This is a genomic window from Streptomyces sp. NBC_01591 (assembly GCF_035918155.1).
Taxonomy (GTDB): domain Bacteria; phylum Actinomycetota; class Actinomycetes; order Streptomycetales; family Streptomycetaceae; genus Streptomyces.
The window spans coordinates 3,887,267-3,903,654 of the sequence record NZ_CP109327.1 but is presented as its reverse complement, the minus strand read 5'-3'; the positions used below and the strand labels follow the sequence as shown (position 1 = coordinate 3,903,654).

Annotated in this window: 17 protein-coding genes; 14 read left to right on the top strand and 3 right to left on the bottom strand. The window is 71.7% G+C overall.

Translation table 11 applies throughout. The features are described from left to right. The first annotated feature begins 29 nt into the window (after positions 1-29). The 13 genes from OG978_RS18085 (at position 30) to OG978_RS18025 (ending at position 14,021) form a co-directional block, all read left to right on the top strand. A complete protein-coding gene (locus OG978_RS18085; protein ID WP_326766235.1) occupies positions 30-797 on the top strand; it encodes a redox-sensing transcriptional repressor Rex in 768 nt (255 codons plus the stop codon). Further along, positions 794-2,290: a glutamyl-tRNA reductase gene (locus OG978_RS18080; protein ID WP_326766234.1), complete on the top strand. Its 1,497-nt coding sequence runs from the start codon at positions 794-796 to the stop codon at positions 2,288-2,290. The genes OG978_RS18085 and OG978_RS18080 overlap by 4 nt, the downstream gene beginning before the upstream one ends. Next, positions 2,287-3,273, top strand: coding sequence for a hydroxymethylbilane synthase (hemC, locus tag OG978_RS18075; protein WP_326766233.1), 987 nt, complete (start codon positions 2,287-2,289; stop codon positions 3,271-3,273). The genes OG978_RS18080 and hemC overlap by 4 nt, the downstream gene beginning before the upstream one ends. Beyond that, complete coding sequence (locus OG978_RS18070) at positions 3,270-4,940, top strand: bifunctional uroporphyrinogen-III C-methyltransferase/uroporphyrinogen-III synthase (RefSeq protein WP_326766232.1); 1,671 nt, start codon at positions 3,270-3,272, stop codon at positions 4,938-4,940. Before hemC ends, OG978_RS18070 begins: the two co-directional genes overlap by 4 nt. A 136-nt stretch (positions 4,941-5,076) precedes the next feature. Beyond that, positions 5,077-6,072 carry a porphobilinogen synthase gene (hemB, locus tag OG978_RS18065; protein WP_326766231.1) on the top strand — a complete coding sequence of 332 codons (996 nt, stop codon included), beginning with the start codon at positions 5,077-5,079 and terminating at the stop codon, positions 6,070-6,072. 108 nt (positions 6,073-6,180) lie between these two features. Next, entirely contained in the window at positions 6,181-6,408 is a 228-nt protein-coding gene (locus OG978_RS18060; protein WP_326766230.1) for a hypothetical protein, read from the top strand. Between the two features lie 126 nt (positions 6,409-6,534). Next, complete coding sequence (locus OG978_RS18055; RefSeq protein WP_326766229.1) at positions 6,535-6,717, top strand: hypothetical protein; 183 nt, start codon at positions 6,535-6,537, stop codon at positions 6,715-6,717. Positions 6,718-6,781: 64 nt separating this feature from the next. Beyond that, a complete protein-coding gene (locus tag OG978_RS18050) occupies positions 6,782-7,981 on the top strand; it encodes an aminotransferase class V-fold PLP-dependent enzyme (protein WP_326766228.1) in 1,200 nt (399 codons plus the stop codon). Further along, complete coding sequence (locus OG978_RS18045; protein WP_326766227.1) at positions 7,966-9,300, top strand: ABC transporter substrate-binding protein; 1,335 nt, start codon at positions 7,966-7,968, stop codon at positions 9,298-9,300. The genes OG978_RS18050 and OG978_RS18045 overlap by 16 nt, the downstream gene beginning before the upstream one ends. A gap of 5 nt (positions 9,301-9,305) precedes the next feature. Next, positions 9,306-10,274 (top strand): carbohydrate ABC transporter permease, encoded by a 969-nt coding sequence (locus OG978_RS18040; protein ID WP_326766226.1) that lies wholly within the window; start codon positions 9,306-9,308, stop codon positions 10,272-10,274. After that, positions 10,271-11,086 carry a carbohydrate ABC transporter permease gene (locus tag OG978_RS18035; RefSeq protein WP_326766225.1) on the top strand — a complete coding sequence of 272 codons (816 nt, stop codon included), beginning with the start codon at positions 10,271-10,273 and terminating at the stop codon, positions 11,084-11,086. Before OG978_RS18040 ends, OG978_RS18035 begins: the two co-directional genes overlap by 4 nt. Positions 11,087-11,091: 5 nt before the next feature. Continuing rightward, on the top strand, positions 11,092-12,927 hold the full coding sequence (locus OG978_RS18030; protein ID WP_326766224.1) for a glycoside hydrolase family 36 protein: 1,836 nt from the start codon (positions 11,092-11,094) through the stop codon (positions 12,925-12,927). Positions 12,928-12,992: 65 nt separating this feature from the next. Further along, complete coding sequence (locus OG978_RS18025; RefSeq protein ID WP_326766223.1) at positions 12,993-14,021, top strand: LacI family DNA-binding transcriptional regulator; 1,029 nt, start codon at positions 12,993-12,995, stop codon at positions 14,019-14,021. Between the two features lie 13 nt (positions 14,022-14,034). Here OG978_RS18025 and OG978_RS18020 read toward each other — a convergent pair whose 3' ends face one another. The 3 genes from OG978_RS18020 to OG978_RS18010 all read right to left on the bottom strand — a co-directional run bounded on the left by OG978_RS18020 (position 14,035) and on the right by OG978_RS18010 (position 15,608). Next, positions 14,035-14,166 carry a hypothetical protein gene (locus OG978_RS18020; protein ID WP_326766222.1) on the bottom strand — a complete coding sequence of 44 codons (132 nt, stop codon included), beginning with the start codon at positions 14,164-14,166 and terminating at the stop codon, positions 14,035-14,037. A 257-nt stretch (positions 14,167-14,423) separates the two neighbouring features. Continuing rightward, positions 14,424-14,768, bottom strand: a complete 345-nt coding sequence (locus tag OG978_RS18015; protein WP_326766221.1) for a hypothetical protein — start codon at positions 14,766-14,768, stop codon at positions 14,424-14,426. A 48-nt stretch (positions 14,769-14,816) separates the two neighbouring features. Further along, positions 14,817-15,608 (bottom strand): DUF4253 domain-containing protein, encoded by a 792-nt coding sequence (locus OG978_RS18010; protein WP_326770066.1) that lies wholly within the window; start codon positions 15,606-15,608, stop codon positions 14,817-14,819. A 214-nt stretch (positions 15,609-15,822) separates the two neighbouring features. Here OG978_RS18010 and OG978_RS18005 point away from each other — a divergent pair, with 214 nt between their 5' ends. Continuing rightward, entirely contained in the window at positions 15,823-16,263 is a 441-nt protein-coding gene (locus OG978_RS18005) for a hypothetical protein (protein WP_326766220.1), read from the top strand. Positions 16,264-16,388 lie beyond the last annotated feature (125 nt).

The following is a 16,388-nucleotide window of genomic DNA, read 5'->3' as shown; positions in this document are numbered from 1 at the left end:
TGCAGCCCCGCTCATCCCGCAGGAGCACCGTGGCAACTGGCCGAACTCACCGACCGGCGACCCGTAGCCGAGGAATTCCCGAGGCCACCGTCGCCCGACTTCCGCTGTACTTGCGCGCACTGACCGCGCTCTCCGAGCGCTCGGTACCCACGGTCTCGTCCGAGGAACTCGCCGCGGCGGCGGGGGTCAACTCTGCCAAGCTCCGCAAGGACTTCAGCTACCTCGGCTCGTACGGGACGCGCGGTGTCGGGTACGACGTCGAGTATCTCGTCTACCAGATCTCCCGCGAACTCGGGCTCACCCAGGACTGGCCGGTCGTGATCGTCGGTATCGGTAACCTCGGCGCCGCGCTCGCCAACTACGGCGGTTTCGCCTCCCGCGGTTTCCGGGTCGCCGCGCTGATCGACGCCGACCCCGCGATGGCCGGAACGCCGGTCGCCGGGATTCCCGTCCAGCACGCCGACGAACTGGAGCGGATCGTCGGCGACAACGGCGTGTCGATCGGTGTCATCTCGACCCCGGCCGGTGCCGCGCAGCAGGTCTGCGACCGGCTCGTCGCCGCGGGCGTCACCTCCATCCTGAACTTCGCACCGACCGTGCTGTCCGTGCCCGACGGCGTCGACGTCCGCAAGGTCGACCTCTCCATCGAGCTCCAGATCCTCGCCTTCCACGAGCAGCGCAAGGCCGGCGAGGACACCACCGAGAGCAGCCCGGACCCGGCCGCACCCCCTGTGCGCTCGGTCACCGGCGGCCGGAAGGGACCCGACGGGGACATGCCCGCCGTGATGCCGGCATGAGTCTTCTTGTCGTAGGGCTGAGCCACCGCAGCGCCCCGGTCTCCGTGCTGGAGCGGGCCTCGCTGGCTGCCGAGACGCAGGCCAAGCTGCTCCAGGACACCCTCGCCGCGGAGCCCGCGGTCGAGGCCGCCGTGCTGGCCACCTGCAACCGCATCGAGCTGTACGCCGACGTGGACAAGTTCCACGCGGGCGTCGCCGAGCTGTCCACGCTCCTCGCCCAGCACAGCGGCGTCGGTCTGGACGAGCTCACTCCGTATCTCTATGTGCACTACGAGGACCGGGCCGTCCACCACCTCTTCTCGGTGGCGTGCGGGCTGGACTCGATGGTCGTCGGCGAGGGCCAGATCCTCGGCCAGATCAAGGACGCGCTGGCGCTGGGGCAGGAGCTCCACACCGCGGGCCGGCTGCTGAACGACCTGTTCCAGCAGGCCCTGCGGGTCGGCAAGCGGGCCCACAGCGAGACCGGGATCGACCGGGCCGGGCAGTCGCTCGTCACCTTCGGCCTCGAACAGCTCGCGGCCGGCGCGGATGTCGCCGACTGGGCCGGGGGCAAGCGCGCCCTGGTGATCGGCGCGGGCTCGATGTCCTCGCTCGCCGCCGCCACCCTGGCCCGTACCGGTGTCGCCGAGATCGTCGTCGCCAACCGGACCCGGGCCCGTGCCGACCGGCTCGTCGAGATCCTGGCCCAGCCCGGGGGTACGGGCGTGGCCGCCCGCGCCGTGGAGATGGCCGCGGTCCGCGACGAACTGACACGTGCCGATGTCGTCGTCTCGTGCACCGGCGCGACCGGTCTCGTGCTGACCGCCGGGGCTGTCGCCGAGGCGCTCGGCCTGGACGTCGACGACGCCGTCGAGACGCCCGCCGCCGCGCCCGCGGTGCCCGCCCCCGCCGATGTCGACCGGCACGCCGCCTGGGTGGAGAACGGCAGCGCCGGTACGGTGCGCCAGGCCGTCCGCCGGGCCACGGTGCCCGCCCAGGGCACCGGCCCCGTGCGTCTGGCCCTGCTGGACCTCGCCATGCCGCGCGACATCGACGGCGCGGCGGCCCGGCTCGACGGGGTGCGCCTCGTCGACATCGAGTCGCTCGCCGAGGCGTCGGCGGACGCCCCGATGGCCGCCGATGTGGACCAGGTGCGCACCATCGTCGCCGACGAGGTCGCCGCCTTCGGCGCCGCCCAGCGCGCCGCCCACATCACCCCGACCGTCGTCGCCCTGCGCACGATGGCCGCAGGCGTGGTCGCGGGCGAGATCGCGCGGCTCGACGGACGCCTCCCCGACCTGGACGAGAAGCAGCGCGCGGAGATCTCGCAGACCGTGCGCCGCGTCGTCGACAAGCTCCTGCACGCGCCCACCGTGCGGGTCAAGCAGCTCGCCAGCGAGCCCGGCGGTGCCGGGTACGCCGATGCGCTGCGGGAACTCTTCGACCTCGACCCGCAGACGGTCGCCGCCGTCTCCCGGGCAGACCTGAACGACCCGAATCGAGGGCGGTCATGACCGACAACTCAACCCCGGTCGCGGGGGCCGACAAGCCGCTGAGGCTGGGCACCCGGCGCAGCAAGCTCGCCATGGCGCAGTCCGGCCTCGTCGCCGACGCGGTCAGCGAGGTGACCGGGCGCGCCGTCGAGCTCGTCGAGATCACCACGTACGGCGACACCTCGCGGGAGCATCTCGCGCAGATCGGCGGCACCGGTGTGTTCGTCGCGGCGCTGCGCGACGCGCTGCTGCGCGGTGAGGTGGACTTCGCCGTCCACTCGCTCAAGGACCTGCCGACCGCGCAGCCCGAGGGCCTCGTGCTGGCCGCGGTGCCGGTGCGCGAGGACCCGCGCGACGTACTGGTGGCGCGGGACGGGCTGACCTTCGAGCAGCTGCCGTCCGGCGCCCGCATCGGTACCGGCTCGCCGCGCCGCATGGCGCAGCTCAACGCGTACGCCCGAAACCACGGCCTCGACATCGAGACCGTGCCGATCCGGGGGAACGTCGATACGCGTATCGGATTTGTCCGAAGCGGTGAGCTGGACGCGGTGGTACTCGCCGCGGCCGGGCTCAGCCGTCTCGGCCGGACCGGTGAGGTGACCGACTTCCTGTCGGTCGACACCGTCCTGCCCGCTCCCGGCCAGGGAGCACTGGCGATCGAGTGCGCTGCGAGCAGCGCCGACCTCGCCGCCGCGCTCGCCGAGCTCGACGACCCGTACACCCGGGCCGCCGTGACCGCCGAGCGTGCCCTGCTCGCCGCCCTGGAGGCCGGTTGCTCCGCACCTGTGGGTGCGCTGGCCGACCTCCTGGTCGACGGACAGGCTGTCAACGAACTGCGCCTGCGCGGTGTCGTCGGTTCCACCGACGGTTCCTCGCTGGTGCAGCTGTCCACCACCGGTCCCGTTCCCACGTCGCAGGACGACGCGGCGGCCCTCGGTCGCGAGCTCGCGGCCGAGATGCTTGCCAAGGGTGCGGCCGGTCTTATGGGGGAGCGAGCACTTTGAGCCCCACCGGCCACGCCGCAACCGACTTTCCGACCCTGTCCGCACAAGGGCACGTCACCTTCCTCGGCGCCGGTCCCGGTGACCCGGGACTGCTGACTCTGCGCGCCGTCGAGGCGCTTGCGAGCGCGGACGTCCTTGTCGCCGAGCCGGACGTCCTCGGCGTCGTTCGCTGCCATGCGCGGGCAAGCGTAAGCACCCCTGAGCTGACGGTTGTTGACGCGCAGTCAGCAGCCGCCGGTGTTCCCGTTCTCAGGGATGCGGCCAATCTTGTCATGGAGGCAGTGAGGGGTGGCAGGCGGGTCGTCCGTGCGGTCTCCGGCGACCCGGGACTGGACGGGAACGCCGGTGCCGAGATGCTCGCCTGCGCCGCCGCCGGTATCCCCTTCGAGGTCGTGCCGGGTGTCGCCAACGTCGTGGGCGTGCCCGCGTACGCCGGTGTGCCGCTGCGTGACGCGCAGGGCGCGGACGTCAGGTTCGTCGACGCCCGTACGGCGTCCGACCGCTGCTGGACCGAGGTCGGCGCGAGCGATGCCACGGCCGTCATCTCGACGACGCTCGACTCGGTGGCCGCGGCCGCCGGCGAGCTGGTCTCGGCGGGCCGTAAGCCCGACACCCCGCTGACCGTGACGGTCGCCGGTACGACGACCCGCCAGCGCACCTGGACGGCGACCCTCGGGACGATCGCCCAGGTCCTGAAGCAGGCGAAGGTCCTGCCGTCGCCCGAGGGCCACCGGCCCGTCATAGCCGTGGTCGGTGAGCGCAGCTCCGCAGCTCAGCGCGACCAGCTCGCGTGGTTCGAGTCCAAGCCGCTGTTCGGCTGGAAGGTACTCGTTCCGCGTACGAAGGAGCAGGCCGCGTCGCTCTCCGACCAGCTTCGTTCCTACGGTGCCGTGCCGCACGAGGTTCCGACGATCGCCGTCGAGCCGCCCCGTACGCCCCAGCAGATGGAGCGTGCGGTCAAGGGCCTGGTCACGGGCCGCTACGAGTGGATCGCCTTCACCAGCGTCAACGCCGTGAAGGCCGTCCGGGAGAAGTTCGAGGAGTACGGGCTCGACGCCCGTGCCTTCGCCGGGATCAAGGTCGCGGCCGTCGGCGAGCAGACCGCCGCCGCGCTGGTCGACTTCGGTGTGAAGCCGGACCTGGTGCCGTCCGGTGAGCAGTCCGCCGCCGGTCTGCTGGAGGACTGGCCGCCGTACGACCCGGTCTTCGACCCGATCGACCGGGTCTTCCTGCCGCGTGCCGACATCGCCACCGAGACGCTGGTGGCCGGGCTCATCGAGCTGGGCTGGGAGGTCGACGACGTCACCGCGTACCGCACGGTCCGCGCCTCGCCGCCGCCCGCCGACACGCGTGAGGCCATCAAGGGCGGCGGCTTCGACGCGGTGCTCTTCACCTCGTCGTCGACCGTGCGGAACCTGGTCGGCATCGCCGGCAAGCCGCACAACGTGACCGTCATCGCGTGTATCGGCCCGGCGACGGCGAAGACCGCCGAGGAGCACGGTCTGCGGGTCGACGTCCTCTCCCCGGAGCCGTCGGTGCACAAGCTGGCCGAGGCACTGGCCGAGTTCGGTGCGCGGCGCCGGGACGCGGCGAAGGAGGCCGGTGATCCGGTGACGCGGCCGAGCGAGCGGCGTCCCGGCGCGCGGCGTCGTCGTACGACGACCTGACCTGCGCGGTCGCGGTGTGTGAGGGGCCCGGTTGCTTCGGCAGCCGGGCCCCTGCCCGTTTCGCGGCCCGTTTCGCGGTCTTTTTCCGGCACAGGTGTCGGTAAGACGGTGATGTGTACGGGTCTAATCTCGAAGGATGACTGTGTACGGAAACTTCCCCGGCTCCCGCCCCCGGCGGCTGCGGACGACCCCGGCGATGCGGCGGATGGTCGCCGAGACACGGCTCGACCCGGCGAATCTGATCCTGCCCGCGTTCGTGCGCGAGGGCATCGACGCCCCGGTCGCCATCTCGGCCATGCCCGGCGTGCAGCAGCACACCCTGGACACCCTGCGGAAGGCCGCCGTCGAGGCGGTGTCGGCCGGGGTCTCCGGAATCATGCTCTTCGGCGTTCCCGCGGACGAGAAGAAGGACGCCCGGGGCACGGCGGGCACCGACCCGGAGGGCATCCTCCAGGTCGGGCTGCGTGCGGTGCGCGAGGAGGTCGGTGACGACCTCGTCGTCATGTCCGACCTGTGCCTGGACGAGTACACCGACCACGGCCACTGCGGTGTGCTGACCGAGGACGGCCGCGTCGACAACGACGCGACGCTGGAGCGGTACGCCGAGATGGCCCAGGTCCAGGCCGACGCGGGCGCCCATGTGGTGGGCCCCAGCGGCATGATGGACGGCCAGGTCGGTGTCATCCGCGACGCGCTCGACCAGACGGGCCACGAGGACGTCTCGATCCTCGCGTACACCGCGAAGTACTCCTCGGCGTTCTACGGGCCGTTCCGCGAGGCCGTCGGCTCCTCGCTCAAGGGCGACCGCAAGACGTACCAGCAGGACCCGGCGAACGCCCGTGAGTCGCTGCGCGAGCTGGCGCTCGACCTGGAGGAGGGCGCCGACATGGTCATGGTCAAGCCGGCCGGGCCGTACCTCGACATCCTCGCGAAGGTCGCCGACTCGGTGGACGTGCCGGTCGCGGCGTATCAGATCAGCGGTGAGTACGCGATGATCGAGGCCGCCGCGGAGAAGGGCTGGATCGACCGGGACGCGGCCATTCTGGAGAGCCTGACCGGGATCCGGCGCGCGGGTGCGCAGATGATCCTCACGTACTGGGCGACGGAGGTCGCGCAGCGGCTGCGGCGCTGAACGGAAGCGATGACAGTAGGCGGACTCCAGGGATCGTCGCAATACGGAGAGTGCTGCGACGATCCCAGGTCGTGCCTGCGAGGGCTTGAACGAGCTGGTCAACGGCCGGTGCGCCGACGTGAGGCGGACGGCACGCCCGAGCCGGCCTGGGGCGGCGACAACAACCGGGGCAGCGGCCTGCACGACGCGTACCGCGTGGTCGAGAACGCCTTCAAGGAACTCGACGCCCCCGGCGAGTGGTTCTGCGGCAAGCCCACAGGGAAGCTGTATTTCTGTCCCCCGGCGGAACCGACCCCGCCCGGGCCCGTGCCGAGACGGCTGAGCAGAACAATCTGATCCGGGTGGAGGGCGACGGGCCGTCCGCCGCCTGACCTTCTCCGGTTTCACCTCCACCGGGACCCACCACACGCTCTGGAACACCACGGCCCCTTCAACTCCTGGGGCCGGGACCGCTTCTGGCCGTTGACCGCCGACGACGCCACGAAGAAGTCGTACGCGAAGCTGGACGCGATGGAGACCGCCATCGTCCGCCACAACGTCTTCGTCAACGGCGGTGCGCACTTCCACGTCGCGGACGGCGGCGGGGCCGGCCAGTCGGCCCCGCCGCAAAGCAGTTGCGCTGAACCTCTTGCTGGGGCGACCTGATCTCCCTAATCTGAACCTTCAAATCCAGGCAAGCAAACACAGCAAGCGCCGTTAGGGCAAACTTTTGAACGATCAAATTCGCCGAGCGCCCGACGCCGCCGCTGCGGCCGCCGGTCCGGCCCCCGTCCACGGTCCGATGGTGGGTTACCTCGACTACGCCAGGGTCGGCCCGCTCTCCCGCCCAGCCGCCGCTGCGCTCGCCGCCACGACCGCGCTCGCCACCCGCGTCGACCCCGCCGACCTCGACCGGCTGTTCGCCCTCAGCGACGCCGCCCAGATCTCGGCGGCCCGGCTGCTCGACGCCCGTCGGCACGAGATCGCCCTGGCCCCGTCCACCAGCAACGGCCTGTTCACCGTGGCCGCCGCACTCCATGGCCCCGGTACTGTCCTGGTGCCCCGCGACGAGTTCCCCGCCAACCTCTACCCCTGGCTCCGCTTCGCCGCCCGCGGCGGCCCCGCAGTCCGCCTCGTCGACCCGGCCGGGCAGCGGCACATCACCCCCGACCTTCTGCGCCGCCACCTCACTCCCGACGTCACCGCCCTCACCGTCAGCGCCGTCGACTCGCTCACCGGCCACCTGGCACCGCTCGCCGCCCTCAAGGAGGTCCTCGGCCCCGGCCGGCTGCTGATCGTCGACGCCATCCAGGGCCTGGGTTCCGTCCCCCTGGAAGCGGACGCCGCAGACATCCTCGTCAGCGGCGGCCAGAAGTGGCTACGGGCCGGCTGGGGAGCCGCGCTGCTACTGATCCGCGACCGGTGCGCCGAGCGCCTGGCTCCCGGGCTCGGCGGTTGGGCCGGCGTCGCGGAGCCCTTCGCGCCTCGGCATCCGGCGCCACCGCTGCCCGGGGCTGCCGCCCACCTCGCCACCAACCCGGACTTCCCGGCCGCCGCGGCCATCGGCGCAGCCATCGACGACCTGTTCGACCAGGGTGGCCCGGCCGCCGTCGGCGCCCGTATTCGCGCCACCCTTGCCGACCTGCTCGACCGCGCACGGCGGGCCGGCGCCGATGTCCTGCTGGACGGACTCGGCCCCCACGAGCGCGCCGGCATCGGCACCTTCCGCCTGCCCGGCCACGACCCCGCCACCGTCCACCGCACCCTCGAAGCGGCCGGCCTGATCACCACCCGCCGCGACGAGTGGATCCGACTGTCTCCCCACACCTCCACCCCGGGCGCCGCGGCCGACCTGCTTGCCGAGGCGCTGCACACCCTCACTCACCGCACAACCCACTATCCCCAGGAGCCGACATGTCCCACCAGCTGAGCCGCCGCCGCCTGCTCCAGCTCGCCACCGCCTCCGCCGCGGGCCTCGGCCTTGCCGCCTGCGGCGACAACGGATCGGGCGGCGCCGCCGCCGGAGGCGACGGTGACAGCGGCAAGATCACGGTCTGGAGCTGGACCACCGCGGCCGAGGGCCTGCGCAGCGTCGTCCCCTCCTTCGAGCGGGACAACCCCGGCATCAAGGTCGACGTCCAGGACGTCGGCGAACCAGCTATTTGGGACAAAATAACCGTCGGCCTCGCCTCGGGCGGCAAGGGTCTCGCCGATGTCCTGCACATCGGCGTCGACTACCTGCCCGGCTACCTGGACAAGTTCCCCGACGGCATCGCCGACCTGTCCAAGCTCGGCGCCGACAAGTACAAGGACGCCTTCGCCAAGGGCCTGTGGCCGACCGTCATAGGCAAGGACAAGGCCGCCCACGCCCTCCCGTGGGAGGTCAACCCGCTCGGTCTCTTCTACCGGAAGGACTACTTCGAGAAGGCCGATGTCGATCCCGCAAGCATCAGCAACTGGGACGACATGATCGCCGCCGGGCGGAAGATCCGCGCTGCCAACGACGTCCAACTGCTCGGGCTCGACAAGACCGGCGCCACCCAGGACATGGACTTCTTCCAGAACCTGATGCAGCTCCAGGGCGCCTTCTACTTCGACCACGAGGGCAGGATCACGCTCGCCTCCCCGGCCGCCGTCAAGGCCCTCACCGTCATCAAGCGGCTCAACGACGCCGATCTGCTCGCCGACACCGCGGGCCAGGGCACCGGGAAGCGCCTGCTCAGCCAGGGGAAGCTCGCCACCGTCGCGGACGCCGTCTGGGCCGCGGAATATCTGGCCCTCAAGTTCCCCGACCAGAAGGGAAAGTGGCGCGTCATGCAGCCGCCCGCCGCCGTTCCCGGGGGCAAGCGCAACGTCATCGTCAACTCCACCTACCTGACCGTCTCCGCCTCCAGCAAGCGCCGCAAGGCCGCCTGGCGGTTCATCGAGTACGCGCTCACCAAGCCCGCCGAGATCAACCGGATCTTCACCTCCGGGGGCGTCTTCCCCGCCCTCACCGCGGCGTACAGCGACCCGAAGTTCAGCGCGCCCCACCCCTTCTACGGCGGCCAGAAGGTGCTGAAGCCCTTCGTCGAATCGCTCGACTCCCCGTCCGAGGCCACCAACTTCACCAGCGACTACGCCCGCGCCCTCAAGTTCGCCAGCGACGCCCAGAGCCGGGTGCTGCTCAAGGGCGCCGACCCGGCCGACTCCCTCAAGGACGCCGCCGAGCAGCTCGCCCAGCAGACCGGCCGGCAGCAGGCGGCCTGACCACCATGTCCCTCGCCCCGCCCGAACGCGCTCCCGACACCGCCACCGGCGCCGCCGCCCCGGCCGGCCGCGGCCCCGTCAAGCACACCGGCCGCACCCGCCCGGACCGACGCCGGCTGCTGACCCGCGACTCCGTCCCGTACCTGCTGATCATGCCCGCCGTCCTGGGCTTCGCGGTCTTCAAGGCCTACCCCATCGTCGCCTCGCTCTGGATCAGCCTCACCACCGGCAACGGCGACGACCGGCACTTCACCGGACTCGACAACTACCAGCGCCTGCTGAACGACCCGCTGTTCTGGACCGCGCTGAAGAACACCGCGCTGATCCTGGTCGTCCAGGTGCCGCTGATGCTCGGCCTCGCCCTGCTCCTCGCCCTCGGCCTCAACTCCACCAAGGTCTGGCTACGCCCGCTCTGGCGACTCGGCGTCTTCGTCCCCTCGCTGACCGGCCTGGTCGCCGCGGGCGTGATGTTCTCCGTGATCCTCAACCGCGACGCCGGACTGCTGAACTGGGTCCTCTCCCTGTTCGGCATCGACCGGGTGAACTGGCTCGGCAGCCCCTTCTGGGCCCGCGTGGGCGTCGTCCTCGTCATCACCTGGCACTACACCGGCTACAACGCGGTGATGTACCTCGCCGGCCTGCAGGGCATTCCCAACGAGTTGTACGAGGCCGCGATGGTCGACGGCGCGGGACCGATCCGCCGCTTCGTCTCCATCACCCTTCCCCAACTGCGGCCGATCCTGCTCCTCACCGTGGTGCTCTCCACCATCGGCACCCTGCAGCTCTTCGACGAGCCGTACGTCCTCACCGGCGGCGGCCCCGACAACGCCACCTTGACGGTCACCATGTACCTCTACAACAACGGCTTCAAGTATTTCGACTTCGGCTACGCATCGGCCCTCGCCTACGCGCTCGCACTGATCGTCTCCGTGCTCGGCATCGTGCAGGTCCGCCTGATGGGAGAGCGCCGGTGAAGCGCCGCGGCCCCCTGCTCACCCTGCTGCTCGCGGGCGCCTTCGGGCTCTGCGTCGGTCCGTTCTACTGGCTTGCCATCGCCGCCACCCAGGACGACAAGGACGTGTTCTCCTGGCCGCCGAAGCTGCTGCCCGGCGGCCACCTCATGGACAACCTCCACGGGCTCCAGGAATCCATCGGACTCACCCGCGTCCTGCTCAACACCGTGCTGGTGGCGGGCGTTCAGACGATCGGCGCGGTCGTCGTCTCGGTCCTTGCGGGCTACGCCTTCGCCAAATTCGAGTTCCGCGGGCGCAACCTGTTCTTCGTCCTGCTGCTCAGCACCCTGGTCCTCCCCGACACGGTGATGCTCATCCCGATCTTCGAGATGATGATGAAGCTGGGCCTGATCGACTCCTACCAGTCCGTCATCCTCCCCGGCCTGGTCACCCCGTTCGGCATCTTCCTGATGCGGCAGGCACTGCGCTCCATGCCCGACGAACTCCTGGACGCCGCCCGCGTCGACGGCGCCGGCGAACTGCGGGTGCTGTGGCGGATCGTCATCCCGGTCAACCGGCCGGTCATCGCGGCGCTCGCGCTGTTCGTCTTCCTCGGCGGCTGGAACCAGTTCGTCTGGCCGCTGATCGCGCTGCGCAGCCCCGAGATGTACACGCTGCCCGTGGCCACCGCCACCCTGCAGGGTCTTGCGACCACCAACTACGCGCAGGTCCTGCTCGCCGCCGCCATCGCCGCCATCCCCGTGATGGCCCTCTTCCTCGTTCTGCAACGCCAGTTCATCTCCGGCCTGCTGGCCGGGGCCACCAAGGAGTGAGAACCGTGACCACCGAACAGCCCGTCCCGGCCTGGCGCCCGAACACGCCGACCGGGGCCACTCCCGACATCGTCGGTCACCGGCAGCTCGTCACCGGCCTGCTCCACTCCACCGGCGCCCCGCTCGTGGTTCACCTCACCGGGCTCGGCTGCGACCGGCTGGAGACCGCTGTCACCCCGGCCGGCGACGGCGTGGTCCTCATCGAGGTCACGGCGGCGGCCGCGGCCACCGTCCGCGCCGAATGGCGGATCCCCTGCGTCGGGGCCACCGCCTACTGGACCCCGGACACCAGGGCCTCCCACTGGCTGCCGCCGTCCTGGGCCGCCCCCCGGACCGTCTCGCTCGCCCTGGGCGCCCCCGTCACCAGCCTGGTCGGCACCGACGACCGCGCCCTGTGCACCGCCGCCGCCGGCGAGACCTCCGCGCCCGTGCGGGTCGGCGCCGGTGTGGTGGAGGAGAGCGGAGAGTTCGCCTTCACCGTCGAACAGGACCTCACCCCGGACGGGCCGCCGCTGCGGCTGCGGATCGACCTCAGCGGCCGCCACTTCGCCGCCACCCTGCAGGCCGTCACTGCTTGGTGGGCCGAGGGCCTGCACCACCCCGGCGTCGCCCCCGCCGCCCGGATGCCCTCGTACTCCACCTGGTACAGCCTCCACCAGAACGTCGACACCGCCGTGATCGAACGCCAGGCCGCCCTCGCCGCGGCCGTCGGCTGCGAGAGCATCATCGTCGACGACGGCTGGCAGACCGCCGACCGCACCCGCGGCTACGCCCACTGCGGCGACTGGGACATCAACGCGGCGGCCTTCCCCGACCCCGCGGCCCACGTCGCCGAGGTCCACCGGCTCGGCCTCGCCTACCTCCTCTGGTACGCGCTGCCGTTCATCGGCCGGCACAACGACGCCTGGGACCGCTTCAAGGGCATGATCCTGCGCGAGGAGCCCCACCTGGACGCGGCCGTGCTCGACCCCCGCCACCCCGAGGTCCGCGCCTACCTGATCGAGAAGGTCTCCCGCGCCGTCGAGCAGTGGGGCATGGACGGTCTGAAGCTCGACTTCGTCGACCGCTTCGCCGTCCCCGACCCCCCGCCCGCCCCGGCCGGTGCCGACCGCGCGGCCGTCCACGAGGGCGTGCTCCAGTTGCTCGCCGACCTCGACGCCCGCCTGCGCCGCACCCGTCCCGACGTGATCGTCGAGCACCGCCAGCCGTACATCAGCCCGGGTCTCTGGCCGTACGCCACCATGGTCCGTGCCGTCGACTGCCCGCTCAGCCCCGCCGAGAACCGCCAGCGCACCGTCGACTGCCGGCTCACCGCGGGCCCGCTCGCCGTCCACGCCGACATGATCATGTGGAACTCCGCCGAGACGCACGAGTCCGTCGCCGTCCACCTCGTCAACGCCCTGTTCTCGGTGCCGCAGATCTCCGTCGACCTCGCCGCCCAGAGCCCCGACCAGCTCGCCACCCTGCGCTTCTGGCTCGGCGTCTTCCGCCGGTACGCCGACGTCCTCCAGCTCGGCCTCCTGGAACCCGCGCGGCCGGACCTCGGCTACCCCCTGATCCGCGCCCATGACCACCGCACCACCGTGGTCGCACGCTACGCGCCGCTGCCCGTCGCCCTCCCGGACCGGCACGCTGCGGACGGTCCGCAGACCCTGCTCGTCGCCAACGCGGACAGCGACCCCGTGGTGCTCCTGACCACCACCCGGCCGGAACGGGCCCTTGCCCTCGTCCAGGACTGCCGTGGTGAGATCCTGTCCGAGACCGTGCTCGACCTTGTCGCCGGGGTGAACCCGGTGACCGTGCCGACCGGTGGCCTGCTCACCCTGACCCGCGAGCACTGACGACCGGGGGCCGGGGGCGGCCACCCGCCGCCCCCAGCCCGCCGACCACCGCCCGCAGAGGAACGATGACCGCTCGACAGGTGACCATCGAGGACGTCGCACGCGCGGCCGGAGTCTCCCGCCAGACCGTCTCGAACGCCCTCAACGCACCCCACCGGCTGCGCGCCACCACCCTCGCCCGGGTCACCGCCGCCATCGACGAACTCGGATACCAGCCCGACCAGTCCGCCCGCAGCCTGCGCACCGGCACCCGCAAGGTCATCGGCTATCCCGCCCCCGCCGACAACCCCGCCGACCCCAACCCCCTGATGGGCGGCTTCCTCCAGGCGCTGGTGACCGCCGCCGACGCCGTCGGCCACCGCATCCTGCTGTTCCGCTCCGATCCCCAGCAGGGCGCCAGGGCGGTCGCCAAGTCGTTGAACGGCCTGATCGCGGCCCGCCAGGTCGACGGGTTCATCCTCTCCGACGTCGTCCACGACGACCCCCGCGTCGACGTGCTCACCGAAGCCGGCTTCCCGTTCGCCGCCTTCGGCCGCATCGCCTCCGGCCGCCCGCAGAACTGGGTCGACATCGACTCCGCCGCCGCCACCGCCGCCCTGGTCGAACTCCTCCTCGACCAGGGCCACCGCCGGATCTGCTACCTCAACTCCGCCGCGTCCCTGCCCTGGCTCGCCGACCGCAGGGCCGGCCTCCTGCAGGCCGCGGCCGCCGCCCCCGACGGCGCCTTCGAGGTCGGCGTCCCCGACGACGACCCGGCCGCGCTCTCCCACGCCGTCCAGCGCCTGCTCAGCGGACCCGACCGCCCGACCGCCCTGGTCTGCGCAAGCGACTGGCTCGCCCTGACCGCCTACCAGGCCGTCCGCGCCGCAGGCCTCACCGTCGGCGCCGACGTCGCCGTCACCGGCTTCAACGACATCCCGCTCTGCACCGTGCTCCAACCCACCCTCACCAGCGTGCGCCTGCCCCTGGCCGCCATCGCCCACGCCCTCGTCGACCGGCTGATCACCGCCGTCGAGGACCCCACCGGAGCCCCGGCGAGCGGGCTGCTGCTTCCTGCGGAGCCGGTCGTGCGTGACAGCACGCCGGGGCGGTAGCGGCCGTCGGCCGTCACACCGGCCCGGCGGCCTTGCGCAGCAGGACCGACCACTCGCGGAGGTTGCGGCACGGCCGGGCGGCGAGCTCCGGCTCGGCCCATGCCTCGACGGTTCGGCCGAGCGGGACGAGCAGCTTGCCGCGCACCGCCGGGAGCAGGTGCGACCCCGACAGGCGCTCGGATACGGACGGCTCGCCGTGCAATTAGACCGACCGGCAATTGGGGGGTGGGAGAAGGAGCGGGGCTGGGCGCGTGCAGCTGCAAGGCGGAGGATTGAGGCATGGCGGAGCCATGGTGATTGACGACAACGCGGCAGATGCGCGCACCCAGCCCCGCGACGCCGCCCCCCGATTGCCGGTCGGTCTTAGCTGGCGGGGAATGTGTGCTCTGCCGGAGCGGCTGGTCAGGGCCAGTCGACCAGGGCCATGAACATCACCCACGCGACGAACACCGTGCAGGGTGCGAGTACGGCGAGGAAGACGCCGGCCGGTGGCCTGCGGAAGCTGCACACCCAGCTCGCGACCAGCACGGCCAGGGACAGCACCAGACCGCAGCACAGCACGGTCCAGGCGGTGCCGAAGCCCGCGTCGAACCGGTGGGCATCGGCCTCCGAGCAGGAGTCGCAGGCCATCGGGGAGAGCCCACCGAAGACCAGGGCGAAGAACGCGAGCGGGAGCGTCACCACCGTGGAGATCAGCGAGGCGATCCAGACGCGCGACGGACGGGTGTGCATGACATCTTCGGGCATGTGTACGAGTCAACTCGACGCCCGGGTACGCCACATGAGTTGTCGTACTCAGTCCCACCAGAACGACCAGGTCTCCTGGTCCAGCACCATCTTCTCGGCGTAGACGTCGAGGTCGTACGGCGGGTTCTGGTTGATGTTGTCCGGGCAGAACGCGAAGTGCTCGGCGGCGATCGCGCGGGCCTCCGGGAGGGTGGTGGGCGGTCGCCCGACCGAGACGGTCAGGGTGTCGAAGCCCAGCACCACGACCCGTATGCCGAAGCGGTCCTCCCAGGAGCGGAGCACGGCGCAGAGCCGGGCCGTGTCGTCCTCGAAGTTGACCGGACCCGACCAGCCGATCGCCGCCGGTATGTCGGCGCTGCGCCGGGCCGGGACGAGCGCCACCCGCGAGCCGGGGTACCAGCCGTCCGGGCCGACGCACTCCTCGGCGATCGCGGCCGCCAGGTCGTCGGGGGCGTCCTGCCCCTCGGCGGCCGGGACGGGGGCCAGGCCCGGCCAGTCGCCTTCGGCGGCGTCGAGCTCATCGGGCGCGCAGTCGTCCCAGTACTCGCTGAGCACTTCCTCGGCGTCGTGATCGCCGGGGTACGACGTGCTGTCCGGGATCAGGTCCCAGGTGTCGGGCCACTCGTCGCGTCGCCCGCCGTCGATCAGTACGGGAAGCAGTCCGACCGACCGCCCGGCCGCGCGCAGCGTGCGCCACGTCCCGTAGGACGCGGGCTCGTCGGCGCACCAGAGCAGCGGCTCGTGCCAGGTGCCGTCGATCGTGTCGTCCACCAGTGAGCCGGGCGGGAGTTGGAGCCCTGATGTGGCCAGGGACGGGAGCGGGTTCGGGAGCGTCGCCATGTCGGTGAGCGTACGGGGGCCCACTGACAACCGGCCGCCGGGGCGTGGACGGTCCGCGATGACGAGGCCGGTGCCCACGGCGAGCACCACGACGGTGCCGCTGCTGCCGGTGGAGGCGAGGCCGCCGCCCTTCTTGCCGGGGGCGGTACGGGGTCCCGCGATCCGCCGTTCTGGCATGCTCGCCGGTGTGGATGCGGGCGGCGTGGTTGTGCAGATGATCGTTGTGCGGTGGTCGGTGGCGTCCCGTGGCGGTGAGGGTGCCCGGCTTCGAAGTCGGGTGCCGAAGGGGTTCCTGCTGCCCGAGGGTGTCTCCGGGCCCTTCGTGCATCGTGTGGACTGTGACGAGCGGGACGGGTTCGTTCCGCGATTCCGGGCATTCGACGGTCTTCGCCCGCTGGAGAGCGAAACGCCGGTGAGGATCGCGATGGAGGCCGACGGCGGGCGCGTCTTCGCGGACCGCAACCGGCGGGCCTCCGCCCCTCCCGCCCGTCGGCTGGGGGCCGGGCGGTGGCTGCGCTGGCAGGACACGTCCAGCGGGCGTCGACGGGTCGAGATGACGGTCGTGAACGTCGCGACCGTCGGCCGCCCCCCGTCGAACCTCTTTCTCGGGGTGCCCGCGTTCAGTGTCGAATCCGTTGAATCATGGATCAAGTAGAGATGTGAAGCGAAGGCCGGGCGGGAGGGGCGGAGCGCGCGGCGAGCGAGTGACCCGGTGTGTTCCCAGGTGAGTTCGCGACCTCTCCGTCCGGCCGGTTTCGCCAGCTCGGGGAAGTCGTCAGC

Bases quoted from the DNA above. Each gene is read 5' to 3' on its own strand.
- OG978_RS18040 (WP_326766226.1), top strand. From the start codon at position 9,306: ATGTCCCTCGCCCCGCCCGAACGCGCTCCCGACACCGCCACCGGCGCC.
- OG978_RS18045 (WP_326766227.1), top strand. From the start codon at position 7,966: ATGTCCCACCAGCTGAGCCGCCGCCGCCTGCTCCAGCTCGCCACCGCC.
- OG978_RS18005 (WP_326766220.1), top strand. From the start codon at position 15,823: ATGATCGTTGTGCGGTGGTCGGTGGCGTCCCGTGGCGGTGAGGGTGCC.
- hemB (WP_326766231.1), top strand. From the start codon at position 5,077: ATGACTGTGTACGGAAACTTCCCCGGCTCCCGCCCCCGGCGGCTGCGG.
- OG978_RS18015 (WP_326766221.1), bottom strand. From the start codon at position 14,768: ATGCCCGAAGATGTCATGCACACCCGTCCGTCGCGCGTCTGGATCGCC.
- hemC (WP_326766233.1), top strand. From the start codon at position 2,287: ATGACCGACAACTCAACCCCGGTCGCGGGGGCCGACAAGCCGCTGAGG.
- OG978_RS18025 (WP_326766223.1), top strand. From the start codon at position 12,993: ATGACCGCTCGACAGGTGACCATCGAGGACGTCGCACGCGCGGCCGGA.
- OG978_RS18080 (WP_326766234.1), top strand. From the start codon at position 794: ATGAGTCTTCTTGTCGTAGGGCTGAGCCACCGCAGCGCCCCGGTCTCC.
- OG978_RS18010 (WP_326770066.1), bottom strand. From the start codon at position 15,608: ATGGCGACGCTCCCGAACCCGCTCCCGTCCCTGGCCACATCAGGGCTC.